Origin of the sequence: Nocardia brasiliensis ATCC 700358, assembly GCF_000250675.2 — a bacterium.
In the GTDB taxonomy this organism is placed as follows: Bacteria; Actinomycetota; Actinomycetes; order Mycobacteriales; family Mycobacteriaceae; genus Nocardia; species Nocardia brasiliensis_B.
Genome location: NC_018681.1, coordinates 3,730,209 through 3,756,087 on the forward strand (window position 1 = coordinate 3,730,209; position 25,879 = coordinate 3,756,087).

The 25,879-nt window shown below is 69.0% G+C and carries 17 protein-coding genes; 13 read left to right on the top strand and 4 right to left on the bottom strand.

Annotation, left to right across the window (positions count from 1 at the left end):
* Positions 1-19 precede the first annotated feature (19 nt).
* The 5 genes from hutH (at position 20) to hutI (ending at position 7,020) form a co-directional block, all read left to right on the top strand.
* Positions 20-1,567, top strand: coding sequence for a histidine ammonia-lyase (gene hutH / locus O3I_RS16885; protein ID WP_014984157.1), 1,548 nt, complete (start codon positions 20-22; stop codon positions 1,565-1,567).
* A 73-nt stretch (positions 1,568-1,640) separates the two neighbouring features.
* Positions 1,641-3,293, top strand: coding sequence for a urocanate hydratase (hutU, locus tag O3I_RS16890; RefSeq protein WP_014984158.1), 1,653 nt, complete (start codon positions 1,641-1,643; stop codon positions 3,291-3,293).
* 37 nt (positions 3,294-3,330) lie between these two features.
* The gene (locus tag O3I_RS16895; RefSeq protein WP_014984159.1) at positions 3,331-4,530 is read left to right on the top strand and encodes an allantoate amidohydrolase; all 1,200 of its coding nucleotides are present in this window, start codon (positions 3,331-3,333) and stop codon (positions 4,528-4,530) included.
* Positions 4,531-4,570: 40 nt separating this feature from the next.
* The gene (locus O3I_RS16900; RefSeq protein WP_014984160.1) at positions 4,571-5,875 is read left to right on the top strand and encodes a formimidoylglutamate deiminase; all 1,305 of its coding nucleotides are present in this window, start codon (positions 4,571-4,573) and stop codon (positions 5,873-5,875) included.
* Positions 5,863-7,020 (top strand): imidazolonepropionase, encoded by a 1,158-nt coding sequence (gene hutI, locus O3I_RS16905; RefSeq protein ID WP_014984161.1) that lies wholly within the window; start codon positions 5,863-5,865, stop codon positions 7,018-7,020. Before O3I_RS16900 ends, hutI begins: the two co-directional genes overlap by 13 nt.
* Positions 7,021-7,025: 5 nt before the next feature.
* On the opposite strand, the gene O3I_RS16910 is transcribed toward hutI, so the two are convergent.
* Positions 7,026-8,150, bottom strand: coding sequence for a PQQ-dependent sugar dehydrogenase (locus O3I_RS16910; RefSeq protein ID WP_041563913.1), 1,125 nt, complete (start codon positions 8,148-8,150; stop codon positions 7,026-7,028).
* A 168-nt stretch (positions 8,151-8,318) separates the two neighbouring features.
* On the opposite strand from O3I_RS16910, the gene O3I_RS16915 reads away from it, so the two are divergent.
* A complete protein-coding gene (locus O3I_RS16915; protein ID WP_014984163.1) occupies positions 8,319-9,227 on the top strand; it encodes a LysR family transcriptional regulator in 909 nt (302 codons plus the stop codon).
* 45 nt (positions 9,228-9,272) lie between these two features.
* Here the strand turns inward: O3I_RS16915 and O3I_RS16920 are convergent, their stop codons facing one another.
* Positions 9,273-10,172 carry a dienelactone hydrolase family protein gene (locus O3I_RS16920; RefSeq protein WP_014984164.1) on the bottom strand — a complete coding sequence of 300 codons (900 nt, stop codon included), beginning with the start codon at positions 10,170-10,172 and terminating at the stop codon, positions 9,273-9,275.
* Positions 10,173-10,382: 210 nt separating this feature from the next.
* Here O3I_RS16920 and O3I_RS16925 point away from each other — a divergent pair, with 210 nt between their 5' ends.
* Entirely contained in the window at positions 10,383-12,455 is a 2,073-nt protein-coding gene (locus tag O3I_RS16925; RefSeq protein WP_051066640.1) for a CocE/NonD family hydrolase, read from the top strand.
* Between the two features lie 26 nt (positions 12,456-12,481).
* On the opposite strand, the gene O3I_RS16930 is transcribed toward O3I_RS16925, so the two are convergent.
* Positions 12,482-13,402: an LLM class F420-dependent oxidoreductase gene (locus tag O3I_RS16930; protein WP_014984166.1), complete on the bottom strand. Its 921-nt coding sequence runs from the start codon at positions 13,400-13,402 to the stop codon at positions 12,482-12,484.
* A 722-nt stretch (positions 13,403-14,124) separates the two neighbouring features.
* Here O3I_RS16930 and O3I_RS16935 point away from each other — a divergent pair.
* From O3I_RS16935 to O3I_RS46320, 6 genes are read left to right on the top strand one after another with little or no spacing between them, the layout of a single operon-like run.
* Positions 14,125-15,174, top strand: coding sequence for a 3-oxoacyl-ACP synthase III family protein (locus tag O3I_RS16935; protein WP_014984167.1), 1,050 nt, complete (start codon positions 14,125-14,127; stop codon positions 15,172-15,174).
* Positions 15,175-15,177: 3 nt separating this feature from the next.
* Entirely contained in the window at positions 15,178-16,071 is an 894-nt protein-coding gene (locus O3I_RS16940; protein ID WP_014984168.1) for a hypothetical protein, read from the top strand.
* Positions 16,068-18,731, top strand: a complete 2,664-nt coding sequence (locus tag O3I_RS16945; RefSeq protein ID WP_014984169.1) for an aminotransferase class III-fold pyridoxal phosphate-dependent enzyme — start codon at positions 16,068-16,070, stop codon at positions 18,729-18,731. The genes O3I_RS16940 and O3I_RS16945 overlap by 4 nt, the downstream gene beginning before the upstream one ends.
* Before the next feature lie 57 nt (positions 18,732-18,788).
* Complete coding sequence (locus tag O3I_RS16950; RefSeq protein ID WP_014984170.1) at positions 18,789-20,489, top strand: AMP-binding protein; 1,701 nt, start codon at positions 18,789-18,791, stop codon at positions 20,487-20,489.
* Positions 20,486-22,009 carry a flavin-containing monooxygenase gene (locus O3I_RS16955; protein WP_041562662.1) on the top strand — a complete coding sequence of 508 codons (1,524 nt, stop codon included), beginning with the start codon at positions 20,486-20,488 and terminating at the stop codon, positions 22,007-22,009. The genes O3I_RS16950 and O3I_RS16955 overlap by 4 nt, the downstream gene beginning before the upstream one ends.
* Before the next feature lie 4 nt (positions 22,010-22,013).
* A complete protein-coding gene (locus O3I_RS46320; protein WP_014984172.1) occupies positions 22,014-25,358 on the top strand; it encodes a 3-carboxy-cis,cis-muconate cycloisomerase family FAD/NAD(P)-binding protein in 3,345 nt (1,114 codons plus the stop codon).
* Positions 25,359-25,421: 63 nt separating this feature from the next.
* Here the strand turns inward: O3I_RS46320 and O3I_RS16970 are convergent, their stop codons facing one another.
* On the bottom strand, positions 25,422-25,847 hold the full coding sequence (locus O3I_RS16970) for an SCP2 sterol-binding domain-containing protein (RefSeq protein ID WP_014984173.1): 426 nt from the start codon (positions 25,845-25,847) through the stop codon (positions 25,422-25,424).
* Positions 25,848-25,879 lie beyond the last annotated feature (32 nt).

Sequence of the window (25,879 nt, forward strand, 5' to 3'; positions counted from 1 at the left end):
CGACGGTGGAATAGTGGCCATGCCCGACACCGCACAGCTACCCACCGTGGCCCTCGACGCACCCCTCACCGGGGAGCAGGTCGTCGCCGTCGCCCGGCACGGCGCCAAGGTCCACCTGAGCCAGGCCACCGAGGATCGGCTGGCCGCGGCGCGGGCGCACGTCGACGCGCTGGCCGCGGGCGCGGTGCCGACCTACGGTGTCTCCACCGGGTTCGGTGCGCTGGCGACCCGCCACATCCCGGCGCAGAGCCGGGTCGCGTTGCAGCGCTCGCTGATCCGCTCGCACGCCGCGGGCGCCGGTCGCCCGGTGGAGCGTGAGGTGGTCCGCGCGCTGATGGTACTGCGGCTGCGCACCCTGGCCACCGGCCACACCGGCGTGCGTCCCGAGACGGCCGCTACGCTCGCCGCGTTGATCAACGCCGACATCACCCCGGTCGTGCACGAGTACGGCTCACTCGGCTGTTCCGGCGACCTGGCTCCGCTGGCCGCCGTCGCGCTGGCACTCATGGGCGAGGGCGAGGTCACCGATGCCGCGGGCACCGTGATGGATGCCGGAAAAGCGCTGCGGATCAACAACATCCAGCCGGTCGTGCTCGCCGAGAAGGAGGGCTTGGCGCTGACCAACGGCACCGACGGCATGCTCGGCATGCTGGTGCTCGCGCTCGCCGACCTGACCATGCTGCTCGACGTCGCCGACATCACCGCGGCGATGAGTGTGGAGGCGTTGCTCGGCACCGACCGGGTCTTCGCCGCCGACCTGCAGGCCTTGCGCCCGCATCCGGGCCAGGGCCGTTCGGCCGCCCGGATCGCGGCCGCCCTGGCCGGCTCGGACATCGTGGCCAGTCACCGTGGGCCGGACTGCAATCGGGTGCAGGACGCCTACTCCCTGCGCTGCGCGCCGCAGGTGCACGGCGCGGCCCGGGACACCGTGACGCACGCCGAACTGGTCGCGGGCCGGGAGCTGGCCGCCGCCGTCGACAACCCGGTGGTGCTGGCCGACGGACGCCTGGAATCCAACGGCAATTTCCACGGCGCCCCGGTCGCCTACGTGCTCGACTTCCTGGCGATCCCGGTGGCCGACGTGGCGAGCATGGCCGAACGCCGCACCGACCGGATGCTGGATGTCGCACGGTCCCATGGTCTTCCGGCGTTCCTGGCCGCCGACCCCGGCGTCGACTCCGGCCATATGATCGCCCAGTACACCCAGGCGGCGGTGGTCAGCGAACTGAAGCGGCTGGCCGTCCCCGCCTCGGTGGATTCGATTCCCAGCAGCGCGATGCAAGAGGACCACGTCTCGATGGGCTGGTCCGCCGCCCGCAAACTGCGCACCGCCGTCGACGGCCTGGCCACCGTCCTGGCCGTCGAATACCTCACGGCCGCAAGGGCGCTCGATCTGCGTGCACCGCTGCGCCCGGGTCCGGCGACCGCCGCCGCGGTGGCGCTGCTGCGCGCCGAGGTCGACGGCCCCGGCCCGGACCGGCACCTGGCGCCCGAGATCGCCGCCGCTGAGCGGCTGGTGCGGTCGGGCGCACTCGCCCGTGCGGTCGAATCGCAGCTGAGCGTATGAACGGGCGGGTCCTCGGCGCGGATGCGGCAGCCACTTCTCTTTTACTGAACGAGCACAGGCAGGGGCAGATTTCATGACGCGAGTAATCACGGCCGCGCGGGGGACGCAGCTCACCGCCAAGAACTGGCAGGCCGAGGCCGCCATGCGGATGCTGCACAACAATCTCGACCCGGCGGTGGCCGAGCGACCGCAGGATCTGGTGGTGTACGGCGGCACCGGCAAGGCGGCGCGCGACTGGGCCAGTTTCGACGCGATCACCCGCTGCCTGACCACCCTGGAGACCGACGAGACGCTGCTGGTGCAGTCGGGCAAGCCGGTCGGCGTGTTCCGCACCCACGAGTGGGCGCCCCGGGTGCTGATCGCGAACTCCAATCTGGTCGGCGATTGGGCGAATTGGCCCGAGTTCCGCAGGCTCGAATCGCTCGGCCTGACCATGTACGGCCAGATGACCGCGGGCTCGTGGATCTACATCGGCACGCAGGGCATCCTGCAGGGCACCTACGAAACCTTCGCGGCGGTGGCCGGCAAGCGGTTCGGCGGCAGCCTCGCCGGCACGCTCACCGTGACCGCGGGTCTGGGCGGCATGGGCGGCGCGCAACCCCTCGCGGTGACCATGAACGACGGTGTGGCGCTGGTGATCGAATGCGATCCGGCCCGTGCGCACCGGCGGGTGCAGGAGCGCTACCTCGACGAGGTCGCCACCGACCTGGACGACGCGGTGCGCCGCGTGACCGAGGCCCGCAAGCAGCGAAAAGCCTTGTCGGTGGGCCTGATCGGCAATGCGGCCGAGGTGCTGCCGCGCCTGCTGGCGCTGGGTCTGGATCCCGAGATCGTCACCGACCAGACCTCCGCGCACGACCCGCTGGCCTACCTGCCGCGCGGCATCGCGGTCGAGGACTGGGCGGACTACGCGGCCAAGAAGCCGGACGAGTTCACCGAGCGGGCCCGCGAATCGATGGCCGAGCATGTCGGCGCGATGCTCGGCTTCCTCGACCGCGGCGCCGAAGTGTTCGACTACGGCAATTCGCTACGCGGCGAGGCACAGCTCGGCGGCTGCGACCGGGCGTTCGATTTCCCCGGCTTCGTCCCCGCCTACATCCGGCCGCTGTTCTGTGAGGGCAAGGGCCCGTTCCGCTGGGCCGCACTGTCCGGCGACCCGGCCGATATCGCGGCCACCGACCGCGCCATGCTGGAACTGTTCCCGGAGAACGAGTCCCTGCGCCGGTGGATCACGATGGCGAGCGAACGTGTTGCGTTCCAAGGCCTTCCGGCTCGCATCTGCTGGCTCGGCTACGGTGAGCGCCACCTCGCGGGACTGCGCTTCAACGAGATGGTGGCCAGCGGCGAATTGCAGGCGCCGGTGGTGATCGGCCGCGATCACCTCGACTCCGGCAGCGTGGCCTCGCCGTACCGGGAGACCGAGGCGATGGCCGACGGCTCGGATGCGATCGCGGACTGGCCGCTGCTGAACGCCATGCTCAACACCGCGTCCGGCGCGAGCTGGGTCTCCCTCCATCACGGGGGCGGCGTCGGCATCGGCCGCTCGATCCACGCCGGGCAGGTGTGCGTCGCCGACGGCACCGCGCTGGCCGCGCAGAAGATCGAGCGGGTGCTCACCAACGACCCCGGCATGGGCGTGATCCGGCACGTCGACGCGGGCTACGACCGCGCGAACACGATCGCCGCCGAGCGCGGCGTCCGCATCCCCATGCACGAGGCGCCGTGAACCACCGGCCGGGACCGAGCAGGACAGGAGCGACGCCGTGGGCGTGAACGAGCTGATGGCCGAAATCGCCGGTGTCGGAAGGGATGCGCGGCGCGGCGGCTATTCGCGCCATGTCTACGACTACGCCGATTTCGAGCTGCGTGACTGGTATATCGACCAGGCGCTGCACATCGGACTGGACGTGAACACCGACCGCAACGGGAACATCTGGGCTTGGTGGGGAAGTCCGGAGGCCGGCGCGGTGGTCACCGGCAGCCATCTCGATTCGGTCCCCGGCGGCGGCGCCTTCGACGGTCCGCTCGGCGTGGCCAGTGCCCTCGCGGCAGTGGAGATCTTGCAGGACAAGGGTTTCACGCCCGCACGGCCACTCGCGGTGCTGGTCTTCGCCGAGGAAGAAGGCGGCCGATTCGGGGTGCCCTGCCTCGGTTCCCGGCTGCTCACCGGTGCCCTGGATCCCGATCGCGCCCGCAATCTCCGTGACGCGGAAGGCATTACCCTGGCCGAGGCCGCGGTGAAGGCCGGGCACGATCCGAAACGGTTCGGGCCCGATCCCGAGTTGCTGTCGAAGATCGGGTGTTTCGTGGAATTGCATGTCGAGCAGGGCCGCGGCCTGATCGAACTGGACAGCCCGATCGCCACCGGCAGCACCATCATCGCGCACGGCCGCTACCGATTCTCCTTCTCCGGGCAGGGCAATCACGCGGGTGCGACCAGGCTCGTCGACCGGCACGACCCGATGCTGCCCGCCGCCGCCGTGGTGGCCGCCGCCCGCCGCGCCGCGGCCGCGATGACCGACGCCCGCGCCACGGTGGGCAGGCTGGTGCCCACGCCGGGCGGCACGAACGTGATCGCCTCCACCGTGGACCTGTGGCTGGACGCGCGCGCAGCGGGCGACGGCCGCACCGCGGCACTCGTCGAGGACATCACCGAGGCGGCGTTCGCGGCCGCCGCGGCCGAGGGCTGCGAGCTGACCGTCACCGAGGAGTCCTATTCGGACGACGTGGTTTTCGACGAGCCGCTGCGGCAGCGGATGGACCGGGTGCTCGGCGGCGTCCCCGCGCTGCCGACCGGCGCCGGCCACGATGCGGGCATTCTCGCGGCCCACGTGCCCTCCGGCATGCTGTACGTCCGCAACCCCACCGGTATCAGCCACGCCCCCGAGGAACATGCCGAGGCCGCCGATGTGGCCGGCGGCGCAGCGGGTTTGGCGCGTGTGCTGGAGGAACTGGCCGGATGAGCCGCGACCAGCTCGGAAGCACCACGCCGGAGGTACGGCCGTGACCGTGTATTGGGCCGAATATGCCTGGCTGCCGGACGGTTTGGCGGCCGGCGTGACGATCGATGTGCGCGGCACGGCGATCCATTCGGTGGTCCCGGGTACCGAGCCCGCCGGTGAGCTGCTGCGCGGGCTGACCGTGCCGGGGTTCGCCAACGCGCACTCGCATGCCTTCCATCGTGCGCTGCGCGGCCGCACCCAGCACGATCAGGGCACGTTCTGGACCTGGCGGGAGCGCATGTACGCCGTTGCGGCGCGGCTGGATCCGGACTCGTACTACCGGCTGGCCCGCGCCGTGTACGCGGAGATGGTGCTGGCCGGCTACACCAGCGTCGGCGAGTTCCACTACCTGCACCACGCGCCGGGCGGCGTGCCCTACGCCGATCCCACCGCCATGAGCGCCGCGCTCGCGGCCGCCGCCGCGGACGCGGGCATCCGGTTGACCCTGCTCGACACCTGCTATCTCGCAGGCGGTTTCGGTGTCGAGCTGGGGGAGCATCAGCTGCGCTTCAGCGACGGCACCGTGGACGCGTGGGCCACCCGCGCCGCCGCGTTCAGGCCGCCCTCGGAGCTGGTGCGCACCGGCGTCGCCGCGCATTCGGTGCGGGCGGTGCCGTCGGCCGCGCTCCCGGTCGTCGCGGCGGCGGCGGCCGGCCGGCCGTTGCATGTCCACCTGTCCGAGCAACCCGCCGAGAACAGCGATTGCCTTGCCGTGCACGGCCTCACGCCGACGGCCCTGCTGGCGAAGACCGGGGTGCTCGGGCCGCAGACGGTCGCGGTGCACGCGACCCACCTCACCGCGTTGGACATCGGCCTGCTCGCCGACTCCGCCGGCCGGGCGTGCTTCTGTCCCACCACCGAACGGGATCTCGGCGACGGTATCGGCCCGGCGCGCGCGCTGTCCGACGCCGGCGTCGGACTGTGTCTCGGCACCGACAGTCACGCGGTCATCGACGCGTTCGAGGAGTGGCGGGCGCTCGAACTCGACGAACGTCTGGCCAGCCGGGCCCGCGGCCGCTTCACACCGGCCGAGTTGTACCGTGCCGCCACCGATCACGCGTCCATCGGCTGGCCCGAAGCCGGGCGGATCGCCGCCGGCGCGGCCGCCGACCTGGTCACCGTCGACCTGGATTCGATCCGCACCGCCGGTACCGCGCCGGCCGCCGCGCTGTTCGCGGCCGCCGCGAGTGATGTCCGCGCGGTGCTGATCGCCGGGCGGCCCGTCGTGGCCGACCACCGCCACCTGCACGTGGACCACCCAGCAACCGTGTTGCGAGAGGAGATCGAGGCCCTGTGTCGACCCTGATCACCGGTATCGGCGAACTCACCACCAATACCGAGGAGGGCCAGCTGCGCGACGCGGCGGTGCTGCTCGACGGCCAGCGCGTCGCCTGGGTCGGCTCGGCCGCCGCGGCGCCCGCTGCCGACGAACGGGTCGACGTGGGCGGTCGCGCCGTGCTGCCCGGCTGGGTCGACAGCCACACCCACCTCGTCTTCGCCGGGGACCGCACCGCCGAGTTCGAGGCGCGGATGGCGGGGCGCCCCTACCGCGCGGGCGGCATCGCGACCACCGTTGCCGCCACGAGAGCCGCGTCGGACGAACAACTTTCGGCCAATCTGGCCCGGCACATCGCCGAGGCACGGCGGCAGGGCACCACCTGTATCGAGACCAAGACGGGCTATGGGCTCAGCGTCGCCGACGAACTGCGCTCCGCCCGGCTCGCCGCCGCGGCCGCCGACGAAGTGACCTTCCTCGGCGCGCACCTCGTGCCGTCCGGGATGACCGCCGACCACTACGTCGATCTGGTGTGCGGTGCGATGCTCGACGCGGTCGCGCCGTACGTCCGGTGGGCCGACGTGTTCTGTGAGACCGGCGCGTTCGACGAGGCGCAGACCGATCGGGTGCTCCGGGCGGCCAGTGCCCGCGGCCTCGGGTTGCGCGTGCACGGCAATCAGCTCGGCCCTGGGCCCGGCGTGCAATTGGCGGTGAAACACGGTGCGGCGAGCGTGGATCACTGCACCTATCTGACCGACGCCGATATCGAAGCGCTCGCCGCCTCCGACACCGTCGCCACCGTGTTGCCCGCCTGCGATCTGTCCACCAGGCAGCGGCTCGCCCCCGCCCGCGCGCTGCTGGACGCGGGCGCGACGGTCGCGCTGGCCACCAACGCGAACCCCGGCAGCTCCTACACCACCTCGATGGCGTTCTGCGTGGCGACCGCGGTCTTGCAGATGGGTCTCTCGGTGGCCGAAGCGGTGTACGCCGCGACCGCTGGTGGCGCGCGTGCGCTGCGCCGCGACGACGTCGGCGTGGTGCGCGCCGGTGCGCGCGCGGATCTCCAGGTGCTGGACGCGCCGTCGGTCACGCACCTGGCCTATCGACCGGGTGTGCCGTTGACGTTCGCGGTGTGGCGGTTGGGCCGGGCGGTGGTGGCGCCGGTGCGCGACTGAGCGGTTCAGCGCGCCGGGAACCGCACGACGCGATCGTCGTTCGGTCGCTCGTCGCCGCGTCCGTCGGTGTTGGAGGTGGTGAGCCACAGTGCGCCGTCCAGTGCCGCGATGACGGTGCGCAGGCGGCCGTAGGTGTTGCGCAGCTCGGCGCGTGGCTCGCCGGGTACTCCGTCGCGCAGCGGCACCACCCACAGTCGCTCGCCGCGCAGGGCCGCGACATACAGTGTGTCTCCGCCGATCGCGATGCCGGAGGGCGACGCCTCGGCGGTTGACCAGGTGAGCAGGGGCTCGGTGAACCCGCGATCGGCGCCGCCCTTTCCCTCGACGGTCGGCCAACCGTAGTTGCGGCCTGGTTCGATCAGGTTGATCTCGTCGAACCGGTTCTGCCCGAATTCCGCCGCGAACAAGCGCCCCGAACCGTCCCATGCCAGTCCCTGGACGTTGCGATGGCCCAGGCTGTAGACGGGCGAGCCCGGAGTCGGGTTGCCCTGCGCCGGTTGGCCTTCGGGGGTGAGCCGGAGGATCTTCCCGTTAGGACTCGCGGGATCTTGCGAGAGCGCGCTCTGCCCCGCGTCGCCGGTCCCCACATACAGCATGCCGTCCGGCCCGAAGGCGATCCGTCCACCGTTGTGGTTGCCCGCCTTGGCAATTCCGGCGAAGATCAGCTCCGGTGGCCCGTCCGGCCGCAACCGGACGATCCGATTATCGTTCTCCGCCGTGAAATAGGCATACACATGGCGGTTTTCGAGGTACTGCGGGGACAGCGCCACCCCCAGGAGCCCACCCTCGCCCCGCGCGACGACGCCTGGCACCTGATGCACCTGTTCGGGCGCCTGTCCCGGCATGATCCGCAGAATCCGCCCGCTGTCGCGCTCGGCCACCAAGGCGCCGCCGCCGGGGATGAGCGCGAGCCCCCACGGCACATCGATGCCCTGGGCGATCTCCTCGGCCGCGTCCAGCGCGGGGGCGCCCGCCGGGTTGCTCGCGGCGGTGACGGGCGCGGTGGTGACCGGTGCGGTGCCGGTCGGCGTGGTCGGCGGGTCGTCCGACGCCGTACACGCAGACAACGCGCCGACCAGCAGTATTGCCGCCGTCCCGGCGCGCATCCAGCGACCGCTGCTCGATCTCATCGCCGCCTTGCGCACGAGCGCACCTCCGCTGTCATCGCGTGTGGACATCGAGTTGTCCATTGTCGTCCAGCGTGCCGCGCGGCGCGCTGGAACAAGCCGCATCGGTGACCCGCGCGGCCCGGGCGGTAGCCTGACCCAAGCCCTGTCCCCGAACCCCGCAGAGGTCATGTGGAACTTCGTCAACTGAGATACTTCGTCGCGGTGGCCGAAGAACTACATTTCGGCAGAGCGGCCGAGCGGCTGATGATCGTGCAGTCGTCGGTGAGCCAGCAGCTCAGCAGGCTGGAGCGGGAGCTCGGCGTGGTCCTGCTGGAACGCTCCCCCCGCAGTGTCCGGCTCACCGAGGCCGGGGCGGCGTTCCTGCCTGCCGCCCGCCGGGTGCTGGCGGCGGAGCGGCGCGCGCGGTCCAGCGTCGCCGATTTCCTCACCCCGCCTTCGGTATTGCGGATCGGGACCAGCCGCGGCATGGGCGAGCGGTTGGAGCGATTGCTCGTCGCGCTGAAACAGCGTGCCCCGGGCCTGAAGGTCGAGTTGACGTCCGCCGCCCTGGGGCAGCGGCTGCGCAAGGTCTCGGAATACGAGTGGGACGCGGCGTTTCTGCGCGGTGAGGTGGCGGCCCCGGAGGGCGTGCGCCAGATCCCGGTCTGGCACGACGAACTGGTGGTCGCGCTGCCCGCCGATCATCCCTCGGCGCTCGACCGCTGCGTGGATCTGGCCGAACTGGCCGAGCTGCCGCTGTATCTGACCAACCGGCTCAACAACGCGTTACTCGACGACCTGGTGCTCACCGCCTGCCACGACGCGGGTTTCGAGCCGGTGCTCGGTCCCGAGCAGATCTCCATCCAGGACACCCTGGCGGTACTCGGCGCGGGCGAACCCGGTTGGACCGTGCTGTACGCACCGCACGCCCGGCTGTTGCGCAGCAGCAGAGTGGCGTTCCTGCCGCTGTGCACCCCGGGTGTGCTTGCCTTGCCGACGGTGCTCGCCGTGCGCAGCAGCGCGATGGACCGACTGCAGCCGTTACTGGAGGCGTGCAAGGACGTCGCGCTGGGTGATGCCGTGCTGGACGCTTCTTGATCAGGAACCGGCCTGCTCGGCGGGGGCCGAGACCGGCTTCGTGACTCAGCCCAGATATGTGCCGTACCAATCCAATACGCGTCGCCAGGCTTCGTTCGCCGCGCTTGGCGCATATCGCTGTCCGGTGTCGTTGAAGAACGCGTGATCGGCCTCCGGCGCTACCCAGATCTCGTGCGGAGCGCCTGCCCGCGCCAACGCCGCGGCGGCGGCGGGCCGGGACGCGTCGACGCGCGCGTCTTTCGCCGCGTAGACGCCCAGCACAGCCGCTTTCGAACCCGTCAGGTCACCGTTGTCCGGGAACGGCCCGTAGAACGGGGTCGCGGCCGCGAGTTCGGCGGGGCCCGCGGCCAAGAGCAGCCAGACGAGCCCGCCACCGAAGCAGAATCCGGTGCTGCCCAGCTTCTTTCCCGGCACCCGCCGTCCGAGTTCGGCCAGGCCCGCCCGCAGGTCCGCGATGAACTGGGTCTGCGGAGTCTTGCTGAGTTCCGCGGTCGCCGCCGCGGGATCGGTGAACGCCGCGGTACCGCCCTTGCCGGAGAGCAGGTCGATGGCCAGCGCCGAATATCCGGCACCCGCGAATCGGCCCGCGACCGAACGGATGTGGTCGGTGAGGCCCTTGTTCTCGTGGACGACCAGCACGCCACCGCGCGGCTGTGCCGCCGCGGCCCACGCGCCCTGTAGTTCGCGATCCTCGGGACCGGCGAAGGTGATCGGTGTCGTCGGCAGTGCGGAACTCGCCCCCGGGGGCGTGGATGTAGTTGGCGCAGTGGATGTTTGCGGAGGGGCCTCGTCGTCCGGCTTGGCGCATGCGGCGAGCAGTGCGGCCGCGGCCGGTACCCCGAACCCGAGCAGCCCGAGCCGGCGCAGTGCCTCACGACGGTTCAGCAGACCGTCCGCGTGATCGGCTGCGATCTCCTCTGCGATATAGCGCTGCAGCGGCGTCATGCCACCAAAATAGGCCGCTACGCGCGGTGCCGTGCCGCTTTCGGTGGCTGCGAGCCGGTAATGGCCTACGCCGCACCGGCATCCGGACAAATCAGACCCAGACAAACCGACCGGGCCGTACCTCCCCGGAAATTTGCACACCGATTGCTATGTTGTCCCCTCGCTACACCGTAACTCAATCAGCGTGCGAGAACTCAGTCGAGGAGACGGATGCGTTCGGGGCGTCAAGTGGCACAACGGTTTGTCAGCGTGGCTCGAGCGATAACGGCGGTAGCCGTGCTCGTGGTTGGCGGTCTATTTGCGGTCGACTCCCTATCCGGCGCCGCAGCCGCGGACCCGAGCAGCGATTCCGACAGTCAGCGCAGCGAGCGCTGGACCGCACTACATGACGGACCGCAGCCCTACGCCGATGTGCACATCGACTGGGACGTTCCCATCCGGATGAGCGACGGCGTCGTGTTGAAGGCCAACGTGTACCGCCCGATGGATGCCGCGGGACAGATCGAGCAGCGGCCCTTGCCGACGATCGTGAATCTCACGCCGTACAGCAAATTGGCGTCCAATCTGGTCGATTCGGCGCTGGCCATCCCGAACCTGCAACCGATGGCGGTGGACCTGATCCGGCGGATGGACCTGTCCGGCACCCCGGTCAGCGGTTTCGAGGATCTGCTGCACGCACTCGACGGCGGCACCGTGCACACGGTGCTCGGCATCGATCGCGACCTCATCCGCAGCGGCTACACGCAGGTGATCGCCGATGTCCGCGGCACCGGCTTCTCCCAGGGGATGTGGGACACGCTCGGCGCGCGCGAGCAACTGGACACCCGGGAGGTGATCGAGTGGGCCGCCGCCCAGCCGTGGTCCACCGGCAAGGTCGGCATGAACGGCGGCTCCTACGCGGGCATCAATCAGCTCCGCGCGGCCGAAAACGCACCGGCCGCATTGAAAGCCATCTTCCCGGTCACGCCGGGCAGTGACCTGATGCGCGACGTCGTCGCGCCGGGCGGTGGCATCGGCACCACCTTCATGCCGCTCTGGCTGAGCAACGTGAACCAGATGAAGGTGCTGCCCGACGTGCGCTCGATGCTCGACGGCACCTTCGACTGGCAGTGGTTCCACGACCGGATGGCCGACCCGTCCACCAATTACGACCTGCTGGTCCAGGCGCTGGTCACGCCGTCGCTGGACGCCGTGCCGCCCGCCCTGGCCGAGTTGCTGGACGAGAACAGCGAACTGCGCCAAGGCATTCTGGGTCATCCGGAGCGGATCACCGTGCCCACCTTCGTCTACAGCGGCTGGCACGATATCTTCGCCAACAGCGCTACGAAGCTCTACAACGCGATCCCGTTGTCCCCGGATCGGAAACAGTTGATCGTCGGCGACACCTATCACGCGAATCCGGGTGCGGGGACCGGTTTCCCGGGCGCGCCGCCGCGGCTGCCGGTGTTGCAGCGGGTGTGGTTCGACAAGTGGCTCAAGGACATCGACCACGGGATCGGCGACTTCGGCCCGGTGACCGTCTGGGAGCAGGGCGGCGGCTGGATCACGCTGGGGGAGTTCCCGCAGACCGGCGTCACCCACCGCCGCGTATATCTGACCGCGGCGCCGAGCGGCACCGCGACGAGCGTCTACGACGGGTCGCTGGCCACCGAGCGCCCGGACGAGACCAAGACGCTGACGGTGGCGCCCGGCTTGAGCACCGTGTGTTCGCGCGACGCCGCCCAGGGGTCGGCGGGTCTCACCGCGGCATTGGACATGTGCGCCAAGGATTCCCGGATCGCCGAGCAGAACGCGCTGACCTTCACCAGCGCGCCGGTCGCGGCGCCGACGGTGATCTCCGGCCCGATCAACGCCCATCTCAACACGGTGCACGACGCGACCGACGGCTACTGGTCGGTGACCGTGAACGACGTTGCGCCGGACGGTACCTCCACCGTGCTGAGCACCGGCCAGCTGACCGCGTCGATGCGCGCGGTCGACGAGGCGAAGAGCACCCGTTCGGCCAACGGTGATTTCACCGCCCCGTACAACCCGATCACCTTGGATCGGCTGCTGCCGGTCGAACCCGGTGCGCCGACCGTGCTGGACATCGCCGTCATCCCGGTGCAGGCGGTGCTGCAACCGGGTCATCGACTTCGCGTCGACGTCTTCGCCGGAAACTCGCCGAAGGCGCTGGCCTTCCGGCCGCTGCTGAACAACACCGAACTGAAACCGCAGTCGCTGCTGCTGGATCCGGCCGCGCCGAGCTTCGTCAACCTGCCGACCAGCAGGCCGCTCGACTGAGCCGAGCGGTGCCGCCGGTCCGCGGGTCAGAGCTTGGCCTGTACCTGGTCCGCGATCAGCACGAGGTGATCGAGGTCGTCGAGATCGAGGATCTGCAAGTAGATCCGCTGGGTGCCGATCTCGGCGTAGCGGCCGATCTTGTCGACCACTTCGGCGGGTGAGCCGGCCAGGCCGTTCGTCTTCAGTTCGGCCACCTCGCGGCCGATCGCGGCGGCGCGCCGGGCCACCTCGGCGTCGTTCGCGCCGACGCAGGCGACCAGACCGTTCGAGTAGACGAGCTCCTCGCTCCGGCGGCCGCGGGCCTCGGCGGCGGCCCGCACCCGGTCGAACTGGGCGGCGCTGTCCTCGATCGAGGCGAACGGGATGTTGAACTCGGTCGCGTACTCGGCGGCCAGGCGCGGCGTGCGTTTGGCGCCGAGGCCGCCGATCAGCAACGGCACCGGACTCTGCACCGGCTTCGGCAAGGCCGGGGAGTCGGTGAGCTGGTAGTGCTCGCCGCTGTAGGAGAAGGTGTCGCCGGGCTTGGTGGACCACAGCCCGGTGATGATCGCGAGCTGCTCCTCGAACCGGGCGAACTTGTCCGCGGGGAAGGGGATGCCGTAGGCGGCGTGCTCCTCGGCGAACCAGCCGCTGCCGATACCCAGCTCCACCCGGCCGCCGGACATCTGGTCCACCTGCGCGACCTGGATGGCCAGCGGGCCGGGCAGCCGGAAGGTGGCGGCGGTGACCAGGGTGCCCAGCCGGATCCGCTTGGTCTCCCTGGCCAGTCCCGCGAGGGTGATCCACGCGTCGGTGGGGCCGGGCAGGCCGTCGGCGGCGCCCATCGGGAGGTAGTGGTCGGACCGGAAGAACGCGTCGAATCCCAGATCCTCGGTGGCCTTGGCAACGGTGAGCACGGTGTCGTAGCTCGCACCCTGCTGCGGTTCGGTGAAGATGCGCAATTCCATGAGCACCATCGTGCCCGAGCTCCGCGGCACCGGCGCGGGCCGGGGTGTGGTGTCGTGATGTCCGCCTCTGCGGGCCCGGCGGCCCGGCGCGGGCGGGGTCAATGGCAAGTTCCTGCCACAGAGCGGCCCACCGCGCGCGGCGTATCGAGAGGGGAAGTGCCGGAGCTGTTTTCGGCACTACGAAAGGTGTTGGTGCGCAATACAATTCACAAGATCATCGAGCGTGGTGTCTAACATCCTGCGGCGTAACGCATCTCGATGAGGCCGGGGTCGTGGGATCATGGGCAGTCGGTTTCTTAGTATTGCCTGACCTAGCTCGGTCGGGTAACCTCAGTTGCCAGACGATCTAGATGAGACCGAGTCGAAATAATCGGATCGTCCGTGCCGGTATCGACGCAATGGGGGTCTAGTTGTGGTGATGCGAACCAATGAGATGTCATTCTTGCTGATCTGATTACCAGCGGGATCGGGTTCCTGCTGCGATTATCCGATGGTTCTGTCGATTGCTCGTCCGTGTGAGGCCCAACGATGTGGATCGCACGATTCTCCCAATGACGTGGAATTCCGAGCATTGACCAGCGAGTGATGGCCGTTGTGCTGTGCCGTCACTGGGTATTGTTGCCGACTTCGTTGTTCGGCTGACACACGAGAATCAACACTGCCCGCCGCCCTGTGCGGTGCGGTAGTGCTGGGCTGTGTCGATTTTCCTTGGAGGATGATTAATGGTCCTATCTCGTATCGAATCCATCGGCACATACGTGCCGGAACGGGTGGTCACCACCGAGGAATTGGTGGGACGGTTGGATCCGGAATTCCGCTTCGATCTGGAGCGGATCACCGGAATTCGGGAGCGGCGAGTGCACCGGAACGCGGACGGAGTCATCGAGGATTCCTGCGTCCTGGCCTCGACCGCCGCACGACAGTGTCTGGACAATTCCCGATATACGGCCGAAGACCTGGACATCGTGATCTCGACGTCGATAACACGAACTGTCGCCGGGACCAAGTTCTACTATGAACCGTCGTTCGCGCTGCTCGTCCGGAACACGATCGGTGCGCACGACGCGAAATACTTCGATATCACGAATGCGTGCGCGGGCATGTCCACCGGCGTGCTGATCCTGGACAGCATGATCAGGGCCGGCCTGGTCCGGCGCGGCCTGGTGGTCAGTGGAGAGCAGATCACCCCCATCGCGGAGACCGCGGTACGGGAGATCTCCAAGAAGTACGACCCGCACTTCGCCGCGCTCACCGTCGGCGACGCGGGCGCCGCGGTGCTCCTGGACGCGGAAGGCAGCCCGGGTGATTCGATCGAATTCATCGATATGATGACCTCGGCCGAATACGCCGACCTTTGCATCGGCATGCCCAGCGATCGGAACCAGGGTATCGCGATGTACACCGACAATCGCGCCATGCAGAACGAGGAACGGTATCTGCAAGGCATTCGTCGATTGCGTGACTATCTGGCGACCCGAGGGTCGTCGTTCGAGCAAGAAGGCTTCGATTTCGTCATCCATCACCAGTTCAGCAAGCCAGCGCTCGAATATGTCAACAGTCTGATGGTGCGCGAATACGAGAGTCCGCAACCGGAACATCTCACGTCGCTGGAAAAATACGGCAATACCGCGTCCACATCCCATTTCGTGGTCTTGCACGACCATCTGAAACGAGGCGAGATACCGCCCGGGTCGAAGGTGCTGATCGTTCCGTCCGCGTCCGGAATGGTCTACGGGACCATCTCCGTATCTCTGCGTGAAGTAGGTGTGTGAGCCATGGGTATCGTGGTCGAAACCGTCCAGGTGAGCAATGATGCGGATACCGGAAGCGCCATCGAACACGCGGTGCGGGCCGCGCGTGCCTGTGTGGCCGAGGTGGGCGATGCCGGTATCCATACCTTCATCAATACCGGTATCTACCGCGACCGGAATATCGTGGAACCGGCCGTGGCCGCATTGATCCAGAAACGCGCCGAAATAGGCCTGCGGTACGCGTCGGATATCGAGCCGGTGTTGTCTTTCGATTTGATGAACGGCCCGTGCGGATTTCTCGGTGCGGTGGAGGTGTGTGATGCGATCTTGCGGACGCGCGGCAGCGGCCGCTGTCTGGTCGTCGCGGGTGACGGCCATCCGTCCACCGACCCCGCACGGTCGTTCCCCTATGCCTCGACCGGTGCCGCCGCCGTGCTGAAACATGTTGCACAGCAAGTAGGTTTCGGCAAGGTGTACGGAGCCGCGACCACCGGCAAGTTCGAACCGCACGGGTACGTCGACCTCGCGGAGATGGGCGCTACCGGGCGGGAAACCCTCAGCTTCGGCACGGTGTTCGACGAGGACGAGGTCTTCAAGACCGCGGTCCGGGCCGCACAGGACTGCCTGGATGCCGAGCACATCGAACCTGCCACAACGACTTTGGTCACTACGCAGCCGGTGGCCGACTTCGGCGCACGGGTCGCCGCGGAGCTGGGTTTCGGGCTCGTCGTGGCCGCGCCGGCCGGGTACGGCCGCGATCCGCATACCGCCGCCTCGTTGGTCGCGTACGCGGCGGCCACCGCCGACGGTCCGGCCGCGGACTTGTTGCTGCTCGCCGCGGGCGCGGGCCCGGTTGCCGCGGCGTCGGTCTACCGCAGGCCCGCGACACGCTTCGCAGAACAGGGGGACCACCGATGACAACACACACGCCGGCCGCCGGACGGCGGCCAGGCACCGGCCTCGTGGTCGGGATAGCCGAAACCGTCCGACTCGCCTGGTGGACAAGCATTCTCGCGGCCGAGTACCTGCTCGTGCCGCGCAATCGCACCGACGACGTCCGCAAGACCGCGATGCTGCGCCGCTACCTGCTGCGCATGGGACCGCTCTACATCAAGGCGGGGCAGATCCTCGGCACGCAGACCGGATGGTTCTCCCCGGACGCGGCCGACAATTTCCGTGAGTTCTTCTCCGGTCTGCCGCCGATGAGCCGCCGGAAACTGCGCAAGAAGGTGCGCGAAGGTTTCGGCGTCGCCGTGGAGGAGATCTTCGCGGATTTCGACTGGGAACCCCTCGCGGTGGGATCGGTCGCACAGGTGCACCGGGCGACCCTGCGCGACGGCCGTGCCGTCGCGGTGAAGATCGTGAAAGCCGGTGTGGCCGAGCGTATCCGCGCCAGCTCCACGGTGATCGGGATCCTGCTCGCGATCGGTCACCGGATCATCCCGCAGGTGCGCTCACTGGACGGTCCGGCGCACTTCGGTGAACTGCGCCCCGCGCTGATCGGCCAGTGCGACATGCTGGGCGAGGCGCAACGCCAGCAAGCCGTCGCGCACAACTTCCGGACGCACCCGTACCTGACGATTCCGACCGTGTACGAGGAGCACTGCCGCGCCGAGATCCTGGTCATGGAGTTCGTCGACGCCGTGTCCGGCGAAGAGGTCGAGCGGGTGCAGGCCCCGCATCCGGACCTGGCGCGCCGGCTGCAGGACGTGTTCTACACCATGGCGTTCTTCCACGGTTGCTTCCACGTCGATCCGCATCCGGGCAACATGATGTTCACCCACGAGGGCGGCATCATCGCGCTCGACTTCGGGTTGGTCGGCTACCTGAGCGAAGACGACAAATGGAACCTGGCGTCGTTCTTCTACGCCTGCGTCCGTAAGGAATGGTCGGTGGCCTCGGACCGGTTCACCCGCGCGTTCGTGGCGCAGCCCGGCCGGCTCGGTCCGGCCCGCGAAGAATACGAAGCCAAGCTTGCCGTCATCCTGCGCAAGCATTTCGAGACGGAGTCCTACAAGTGGTCCACCGTCGGCTTCTTCGACGAGGGCACCCGGCTGCTGCGCAGTTACGGTGCGCGCGTTACCACGTCGTTCTCCCTGCTCGCGCTCGCGTTCCTGACCGGCGAGGGCTATATCTGCCGGATCGACCCTGAGATCGATATCTGGCGCAACGGCCGCAAGTTCACCGACCGGTTCTCGCCCTACATGAGCGACGAGCTGAAGGAGGACTTCGAGAACCGGCTCGGTCGCCGGATTCCGCTGTCGATGCAGGTGAAGAACGACGAGCAGCGGCCGCTGATCGCGCCGTCGCATCTCGATCGGTTCGCGCTGCCGAGCGCGTTCCCGCTCATCGTGGCGGAGGCGGAAGGCTCACGGATCGTCGACATCGACGGCAACAGCTACATCGACCTGTCCTCCGGCTACGGTCCGCATATTCTCGGCTATGCGCCCAAGTGCGCGGTCGCGGCGATCAGCGAGGCCGCCGCGAGCGGTGCCGTGAATTCGCTCGGCAACCGGCCGGAACTCGAGCTGGCGGAGCTGATCGCCGAGGCGTTCGGCCCGGATGCCAAAGTGGTGCTTGCCAATTCGGGCACCGAAGCCGTCCAGGTGGCGCTGCGCCTCGGGCGGGCGTATACCGGCCGCCAGCGGGTGGCGAAGTTCGAGGGCCACTACCACGGCTTCTCCGATCAGGGCATGGTCAGCTCGTGGTTCCGCTACAGCGGCGACCGCACCGCGCCGACGGCCATCGCGAATTCCGCGGGCGTGCACCAGGTCGTGGTCGAGGACACCATGGTGCTGCAATACGGGGACCGCAGTTCGCTGCGCGTGCTGGCCGAGCAGTCCGCCGACGTGGCCGCGGTGATCATCGAGCCGATGCCCTCGGCCACGGTGACCTACGACGCGGAGTTCCTGCGCGAGCTGCGCGAGGTCTGCACGGCGCACGGCATCGTGCTGATCTTCGACGAGGTGGTCACCGGCTTCCGGGCCTGCTACGGCGGCGTGCAGCACCTGGTCGACGTCCGCCCGGACCTGACCTGCCTCGGCAAGATCATCGGCGGCGGCCTGCCGTGCGGTGCGGTCGTGGGCCGGACCGAGGTCGTGAATGTCGCACGCACCAGCGAGGATCCGTTCCTCGACGTGGATTCGCGGGCCTTCGTCGGCGGCACGATGAGCGGTAACTCGATCACCGCCGCGGCCGGTGTCGCGGTGCTGCGGGAGCTGTCCGGCGCACCGGAGATCTACCAGCGGTTGGAGGACCGTACCCAGCAGCTGTACGAGCTGATGCGGGCCAGCGTCGAAGAGCTCGGTGTGCCTTGCGGTATCAAGGCGAAGCACTCGATCTTCTCCATCGCGTTCGACTACGCGAAGGGCCCGCTGATCCGGGATCGCCTGTCCGGCGCGGACATCAAGGCCAGCCTCGCGCTCGCGTACTACATGCGCGGTCGCGGCGTGTATCTGCCTGAGCTGCACACGATTCTGTTGAACGCCGCGCACTCCGAGGACGACGTCCGCGACATCGCCGAGGCTTTCGACAGCAGCATCCGCGAGATGAGCACGCACGGCTTCTTCGCGGCCTGACCGCCCGGCTCGACCGCCCCTGCCCGACAACGCAGCACCTATCGTTACGGAGAGAACATGAGCACAGCCACCGACGCGCACGGCGCGCGCCCGGTCCCCGATTTCCTTCGGGTGTATGCCCCGTCGCGTTTCCAGAAGCGCATCAGCCCGGTCTCGCGCATCCCGGCCACCGGCCGGATCGGCGAGGTGTGGCACGCGGCCGCGCAGCGCGGCTCGCTGAACACGATCACCGTGGACCGCGTCCCGGATCTGGCCCCGGAATTCGGCACGATCTTGAACTACGGCAACTGCGCGACCATCGTCGATCACCTCGCCGCGAAACTGAACGCGTGGGGCGTCCGGCCCTGGGACCGTGTCGCGGTGGTCAAGCGCAACCATCTCGACACCGCGTTCCTGGCCAGTGCGATCGCCCGCCTGGGCGCCATCCCTGCGCTGATCTCGGACAACCACAGCCGCGAGGTACTCGATATCCTGATCGGCCGGCTGGAGACGCCGTTCCTGGTCACCGACGCCGGCGCGGTGGATCGGATGGGGATCGATCCCGAGCTGGTCGCCAAGACCGTGCGCACGGCCTGTGTCGGGCGCTCGGACGATCGCCCCGACCTCGACGACTGGTTCGCCCTGGATGAGGGCATCGTGCCGGAGAACGCGATGCGCCAGCCGTTCGAGCCGATGGTCATCACGCACACCTCCGGCACCACCGGCGCGCCGAAACTCGTGATGCATTCCGCGAATTCGCTGTACTCGCTGGCGCTGGGCGAGGCCGAGCGCTGGCCCGGGGTCGGCCTGCGAGCCACCGACCGGTTCGCGATCTGCGAGCCCTACTGCCACCAGCGGGTGATCACCGGCCTGCTGGCGATGGCGACGGTGCAACCCACCATGCTGTGCCTGTCGGATCCGATGGATCCCGCGGTGCGCGACGCCCTCGTCGCCTACCGGCCGACCTTCATGGAAACCGTCCCGAACGGATTCCTCTACTGGGAGAAGTACATCGACGATCCCGGCCGTCCGTTCGCCGACGTCCGCGTCTATGTCAGCTCCTACGACGGCATCCACACCCGCACGATGCGAAAGTTCTTGAACGCCAGCAAACGTCGGCAACCGCTGTGGTTGCAGTCGTGGAGCCAGTCGGAGGCGGGGCCGGTGGCGGTCCGCGTCTATGTCCGGCATTCGGTGCGCCGCGTCGGGCATCGGCCGCCGCCCACCCAGGTGCTCGGCTGGGCGGTGCCGCGCTGGGGCAAGGTCCGCTGCGTCGACCCGGAGACCGGGCGTCCGGTGCCCCGCGGTCAGGTCGGCCTGATCCAGCTCTCCGCGCCGGGACGCTGCCTCGCCTACGTCAATGAGCAGGACCGGCACACCCACAAGGTGGACGGCGAATGGTGGGATCTCGGCGATCTCGGCATCGTGAGCCGCTGGGGCACCGTGCGCATGATCGACCGCGAGATCGATCGCCTGCCCGAATCGAGCACCATCGAACTCGAGGACGTGCTGCTCGACCGGCTGCCCGAAACCACCGAGGTCATCGTGCTCGCCATCGCCGGCGGCCCGCCGCAGCCCGTGCTCAGCATCGACGGTGACCGCGAGCTGGACAAGAACGCCTGGCGCGCGGCGACCCATGACATGCCGGAGCTCGCGGAGCCGATCCAGGTCAAGTGGTCGGAGTTCCCGCGCACCGCGACCTGGAAGGTGCGCCGGGTCGCGCTGCGCAAACAACTGTTCGGGGCCGCCGAGGCCATCGGAAAGGGCCGGTGGACATGACAGCTCCCGACTTCACGGTCGCGGTGGTCGGGGCGGGTCCGAGTGGGATCGTCACCGGAATCAAACTGAAGCAGGCCGGTATCCAGGATTTCACCATCCTGGAGCGGGCCGACGATGTCGGTGGCAGCTGGCACAGCAACACCTATCCGGCGATCTGTGCCGACTCGCCCGGACTCGCCTATCAGTACTCGTTCCTGAAGAACCGCAACTGGACTCGGTTCTTCCCGAAGGGCGCCGAGGTCCGCGACTACCACGTGCGGGCCGCCCAGCAGTACGGGCTCTACCCGCACCTCCAGTTCGGCAAGCACGTCGTGGCCCAGAAATGGGATGCGGCACAACGGTTCTGGAATCTGCGACTGGCCGACGGCGCAACGATCACCGCCCGGTTCCTGATCACCGCGGTCGGCGTGTTCGTCGACCCGGTGACCGAGCCGGATATCGCGGGCCTCGACGAGTTCGCGGGCGTGGTGCAGCGGACCGCGTCCTGGCAGCACGCGCACCGGCACGAGGGCAAGCGCGTCGCGGTGATCGGCACGGGGGCGAGCGCGGTGCAGATCGTGCCCGCGCTCGCCCCCGACGCGGCGGTGGTCGACGTCTATCAGCGCACGCCGGTGTGGTGCCTGCCGAAACCGGACTTCGACCTGACCTCCGGCGTCGCCAGGGTGCTGCGTTCCCGCCGGCTCGTCGGTGTCCTGCACGGCATCGGATTGGCGTTCTTCGACCTGATGTTGCGGCTGGCCGCGGTGCTGCCGAAACCGGTGGCGAAGTTCTTGCTGGTCGGGTTCGATCTCAGTGCGCGCGCGGCCTATTCGCTCGTGTTGCTGAAGGCGGTGCAGGACCCGGCGGTGCGGCAGCTGCTGCGCCCGCGGTTCGGGTTGGTGGTGAAGCGCCCGGTGCTGTCGAACTCGTTCCTGCAGACGTTCAACCGGGCGAACACCAACCTGATCACCGAACCGATCGAGCGGCTGACCCGCACGGGCATCCGCACCACGGCCGGCGTCGACCGCACCTACGACATGATCGTGCTCGCAACGGGATTCGTCGTGTTCATCGATCCGCGCGCCTACCCGCCCGGCACCATCGTCGGCCGCGACGACGCCGATCTCGGCACCTTGTTCGCCACCCGCGGCATGCAGGCCTACGAGGGGCTCAGCGTGCCCGGGTTCCCGAACCGCTGGATGATCGTCGGGCCGTACTCGTGGACGGGCACGGGCTGGCATTCGGCCGCCGAACTGGCCGCCGACCACACGGTCCGGATCATCAAGGAGACGCTGCGCCGCGGCGCCGACGTCGCCGAAGTGACCCAGGCCGCGCACGACCGGTATCACCGTGCGGTGCAACGCAACGGCCGCAATATCGAGCTCTACTACAAGGAGATCAACGGCGGCACCCGCACCTACTACGTCAACGCACAGGGCGAGGTCGCCTACATCCGCCCGGGGTCCTTCCTGCGCGCCATCTGGGGCGGCCGATACTCCCCGGTGAACCACTACAGCTACACCGGGCCACAGGGAGTATGACGCCGTGCCGGACACTGCGGCCGCAGCCGCGCTCCGGATCGCGATCGTCGGTGTCGGCCCGCGCGGGCTGAGCGTTTTCGAACGCATCTGCGCGAACGCGGGCGACGACACGCATCCGGCCGGCGTGCAGGTGTATCTCATCGACTCGACCAGGGTCGGCACCGGGGCGGTCTGGCGCACCGACCAGTCGCCGCACCTGCTGATGAACACGGTGGCGGCCCAGGTCACCATCTTCACCGACGACACGGTGGAGATGGACGGACCGGTGGAGGAGGGGCCGAGCCTGTACGAATGGGCCAGCTTTCTCACCAAGCTGGGCAATTTCGCGGAGCTGCCGGACCCGATGTACGCCGAGGCGCGTGCCTTGGGGCCGGACACCTATCCGACCAGGGCGCTCTACGGCCACTATCTGCGCTGGGCCTACGAGCACATCCGGGACCTGCACGCGAACAGCGTGCGCGCCAACGAGATCACGGCCACCGTGCTCGATGTCCACGATCAACCCTCGGGCTTGCAAGAGGTCGAACTCAGTACCGGCGCGCGCGTCGCCGACCTGGACGTGGTCGTGTTGACGCAAGGGCATCTCGCGCTGATCGGCGCGGACAGCGATGCCCGCTCGCCGGCGCGCGAGGCGCGGCGCCTCGGTTTGACGTACGTGGCGCCCGCCAACGCCGCCGATGTCGACACCGCGGAAATCCCGGCGGGCGAACCGGTACTCCTCCGTGGTCTCGGCCTGACCTTCTTCGACTACCTGGCCCTGTTCACCGTCGGCCGCGGCGGCTCGTTCGGGCAGGTGGACGGCACGCTCGAATACCTGCCCTCGGGTGCCGAGCCGGTGATCATCGCGGGCAGCAGGCGCGGTGTGCCACACCGCGCCAGGGGCGCCAACCAGAAGGGGGTCGAGGGCAGGCACGAGCCGGTGCTGCTCGACCTGTCGCGGATCGACGAATTGCGTAAGCGGGCACAGCGATTCGGCGACGTGTCGTTCCGGCACGACGTCTGGCCGCTGGTGGCCCGCGAAGTGGAATCGGTCTATTACGCGGCGCTGATCGCCGAGCGGGTCAGCCCGCGCGAACTCCGCCGCTTCCGTGCGCGCTACCTGCACGCGGCCACCGAACCCGCGGCCGCCGCGCTCCTCGACGGCCTCGAGATCGGCTTGGCACAACGGTGGGATTGGGCCGCGGTAGCCGACCCGACCCGCGGCCGTCGTTTCGGTTCACCCGGCGAGTTCCGGCACTGGCTGATCGACCACCTGGACCGCGATGTGCGTGATGCGTTGCAGGGCAACGTCTCGGGGCCGGTCCCGGCCGCACTGGATGTGCTGCGCGACATCCGCAACGAGGTGCGGCTGGTGGTCGATCACGGCGGTATCGCGGGCGGTTCGTACCGCGACGACCTGGACCGCTGGTACACGCCGCTGAACGCGTTTCTGTCGATCGGGCCGCCCGCCAGTCGAATTGCCGAGCTGGCAGCCTTGATCCGGGCGGACGTCGTCCGGATCGTCGGACCGGGTACGCGGGTGCGCATCGATGAGCGGTCGCGTCGATTCGTCGCGGATTCGCCGCGGGTGGCTTCTTCGCGGACCACCGCGGGCCGGCTGATCGATGCCAGGCTGCCCGATCCGGATCTGCGCAGCACCGCAGACCCGTTGCTGCGCAACCTATTGGCCCGCGGTGAGGTACGCAGCTACGCCCTGTGCGACCCCGACGGCGGTCGCTATCGGACCGGCGGACTCGAGGTGGCGGCCGCGTCGCACGCCGTGCGCTCGGCGGCCGGGCACGCGCATCCGCGGCGCTATGCCCTCGGCGTGCCGACCGAATCGGTGCGGTGGGTGACGGCCGCCGGACCGCGACCGCAAGTGAACTCGGTGACCCTGTCCGACGCCGACCGGATCGCCCGCGCCGCGCTGGGCCTCGACGGCCGCACACGACACTATCGCTCGGTTGAGAGGACGTGTACCACCTTGCACGACAATGGATTACTGGCACCGGTGCGCGCCGGCGTACCGATGCGGCGACTGGTGAGCGACGACGCCTGGATAGCCGCCATGGTCGATGTCGAGCTGGCGCTGGTCCGGGCGCAAGCGCGGCTCGGCATCGTCCCGGCGTCGGCGGCACAGGGGATCGCGCGCGCCGTGCGGACGTATCGCTTCGACGCGGACGCGCTCGCGCAGGCTGCGCGCGGCGCGGCGAATCCCGTGGTCGCCTTCGTCGCCGAACTACACCGTGTGGTCGCCGCCGTCGACCCGGCGGCGGCGGACTACGTACATCGTGGCTCGACCAGCCAGGACATCCTGGACACCGCGACCATGCTGATCGCCGCGCGGGCCGTCGCCGCCATCATCGATGACCTGGACGGAACCATCGACGCGCTGGCCCGACTGGCCCGAGCGCATCGCGACACCCCGATCGCGGGCCGGACCCTCGGCATGCATGCCGTGCCGACCACCTTCGGTGCGAAGGTCGCGGCATGGATGCAGGGACTGCTCGATGCGCGGGATCGGCTGAACCAGGTCGCGACGGGCCTGCCGGTGCAACTCGGCGGAGCGGCCGGAACATACGCTTCGTACGTCGAATGCGCCCGGATCAGCGACTCGGACCTGGCCGTTGCTGCGCCGGGGGAGATCTATGAGCGATTGACCACCGAGTTCGCCACGGAACTCGCCTTGACCGCCGCCCCAGTGCCGTGGCACACGGTGCGCACGCCGATCGCGGATCTGGCGATGGCGCTGGCCGTCACCTCCGGTGCGCTCGGCAAGTTCGCGGTCGACGTGATCACCCAGTCTCGCACCGAGATCGCGGAGGTGCTCGAGCCCGCAGCGGCCGGACGCGGCGAATCCTCCGCCATGCCGCAGAAGCGAAATCCGGTGCTGGCCACACTGATCCGTTCCGCGGCAGTGCAGGTGCCCGCATTCGCGTCGGTCCTGCTCGGCGCGATGCTCGCCGAGGACGAACGACCGGCCGGCGCGTGGCACGCGGAGTGGCAGCCGCTGCGCGAATGCCTGCTGCTGGTCGGCGGGTCCGCGCACACCGCCGTGGAACTGGCCGAGGGACTGACGGCCGACGCGGCGCGGATGCAATCGAACCTCGCCGCCACCCGGGGCCAAGTGCTCTCCGAACGCCTCGCTATCCGCCTCGCCCCACTGCTCGGCAAGGCGGCCGCGAAGAAGGCCTTGCAAGCCGCGGCGTTCGAAGCCCAGCACAGCGGGCGTTCGCTCAGCGATGTGCTGGCGGAGGACCCCGCGGTGCGCATCCACCTGTCCGAGCACGAGATCACCGAATTGCTGCGCCCCGAAACCTATCTCGGTGCCGCCGCCGCCTTCGTCGACCGGGTGCTCAACAGATTGTGAACGGTGGCGGCGTCGCGGACGCGGCGCCGCCACCGTTCACGGTGTCGTCGGACCGGTCACGGCCTAGTCGAACCAACTGTCGATGCGCATGGCGGTGAGCATGTTGCCCTTGAGGCGGAGTTTGCCGGTGGCGAGGAGTTGGACGCCGCTGACCTCGCGGGCGACCAGGCGCAGGAACGCGACGTCGCCGAGGGTGAAGGTGACATCGGGGCGTTTGCCGGACGGGCCCGGGGTTGCGGTGCAGGTGCCGTGGTAGACGTGCATGGTCCACCGGTCGGGTCCGTCGCCGAGCTGCCAGTGGATCGTCGCGTCGGTCTTTTTGGTTCTTGGTTCGAGCACTGCGGCACACCAGATTTCGAAGATGCGCGCCACGATCTGCGGGCGCAGCTCGCGATCGTTCATCAACGCCGCGAGCTCGGCGTCGCTGGTGTCGCGCACGAACTCTTTGAACTCGTCCTCGGTGGTCTCCGGCGTCAGTTGCGCTACCATACCGCGATCGTGACACGGCCGATGCCGTGCTC

What these genes read in the sequence shown, in the direction of transcription:
- O3I_RS16945 (WP_014984169.1), top strand. Translation starts at nt 16,068, where the DNA reads ATGACAACACACACGCCGGCCGCCGGACGGCGGCCAGGCACCGGCCTC.
- O3I_RS16920 (WP_014984164.1), bottom strand. Translation starts at nt 10,172, where the DNA reads ATGACGCCGCTGCAGCGCTATATCGCAGAGGAGATCGCAGCCGATCAC.
- O3I_RS16970 (WP_014984173.1), bottom strand. Translation starts at nt 25,847, where the DNA reads ATGGTAGCGCAACTGACGCCGGAGACCACCGAGGACGAGTTCAAAGAG.
- O3I_RS16910 (WP_041563913.1), bottom strand. Translation starts at nt 8,150, where the DNA reads ATGAGATCGAGCAGCGGTCGCTGGATGCGCGCCGGGACGGCGGCAATA.
- O3I_RS16935 (WP_014984167.1), top strand. Translation starts at nt 14,125, where the DNA reads ATGGTCCTATCTCGTATCGAATCCATCGGCACATACGTGCCGGAACGG.
- O3I_RS16940 (WP_014984168.1), top strand. Translation starts at nt 15,178, where the DNA reads ATGGGTATCGTGGTCGAAACCGTCCAGGTGAGCAATGATGCGGATACC.
- hutU (WP_014984158.1), top strand. Translation starts at nt 1,641, where the DNA reads ATGACGCGAGTAATCACGGCCGCGCGGGGGACGCAGCTCACCGCCAAG.
- O3I_RS16925 (WP_051066640.1), top strand. Translation starts at nt 10,383, where the DNA reads ATGCGTTCGGGGCGTCAAGTGGCACAACGGTTTGTCAGCGTGGCTCGA.
- O3I_RS16930 (WP_014984166.1), bottom strand. Translation starts at nt 13,402, where the DNA reads ATGGAATTGCGCATCTTCACCGAACCGCAGCAGGGTGCGAGCTACGAC.
- O3I_RS16950 (WP_014984170.1), top strand. Translation starts at nt 18,789, where the DNA reads ATGAGCACAGCCACCGACGCGCACGGCGCGCGCCCGGTCCCCGATTTC.
- hutH (WP_014984157.1), top strand. Translation starts at nt 20, where the DNA reads ATGCCCGACACCGCACAGCTACCCACCGTGGCCCTCGACGCACCCCTC.
- O3I_RS16955 (WP_041562662.1), top strand. Translation starts at nt 20,486, where the DNA reads ATGACAGCTCCCGACTTCACGGTCGCGGTGGTCGGGGCGGGTCCGAGT.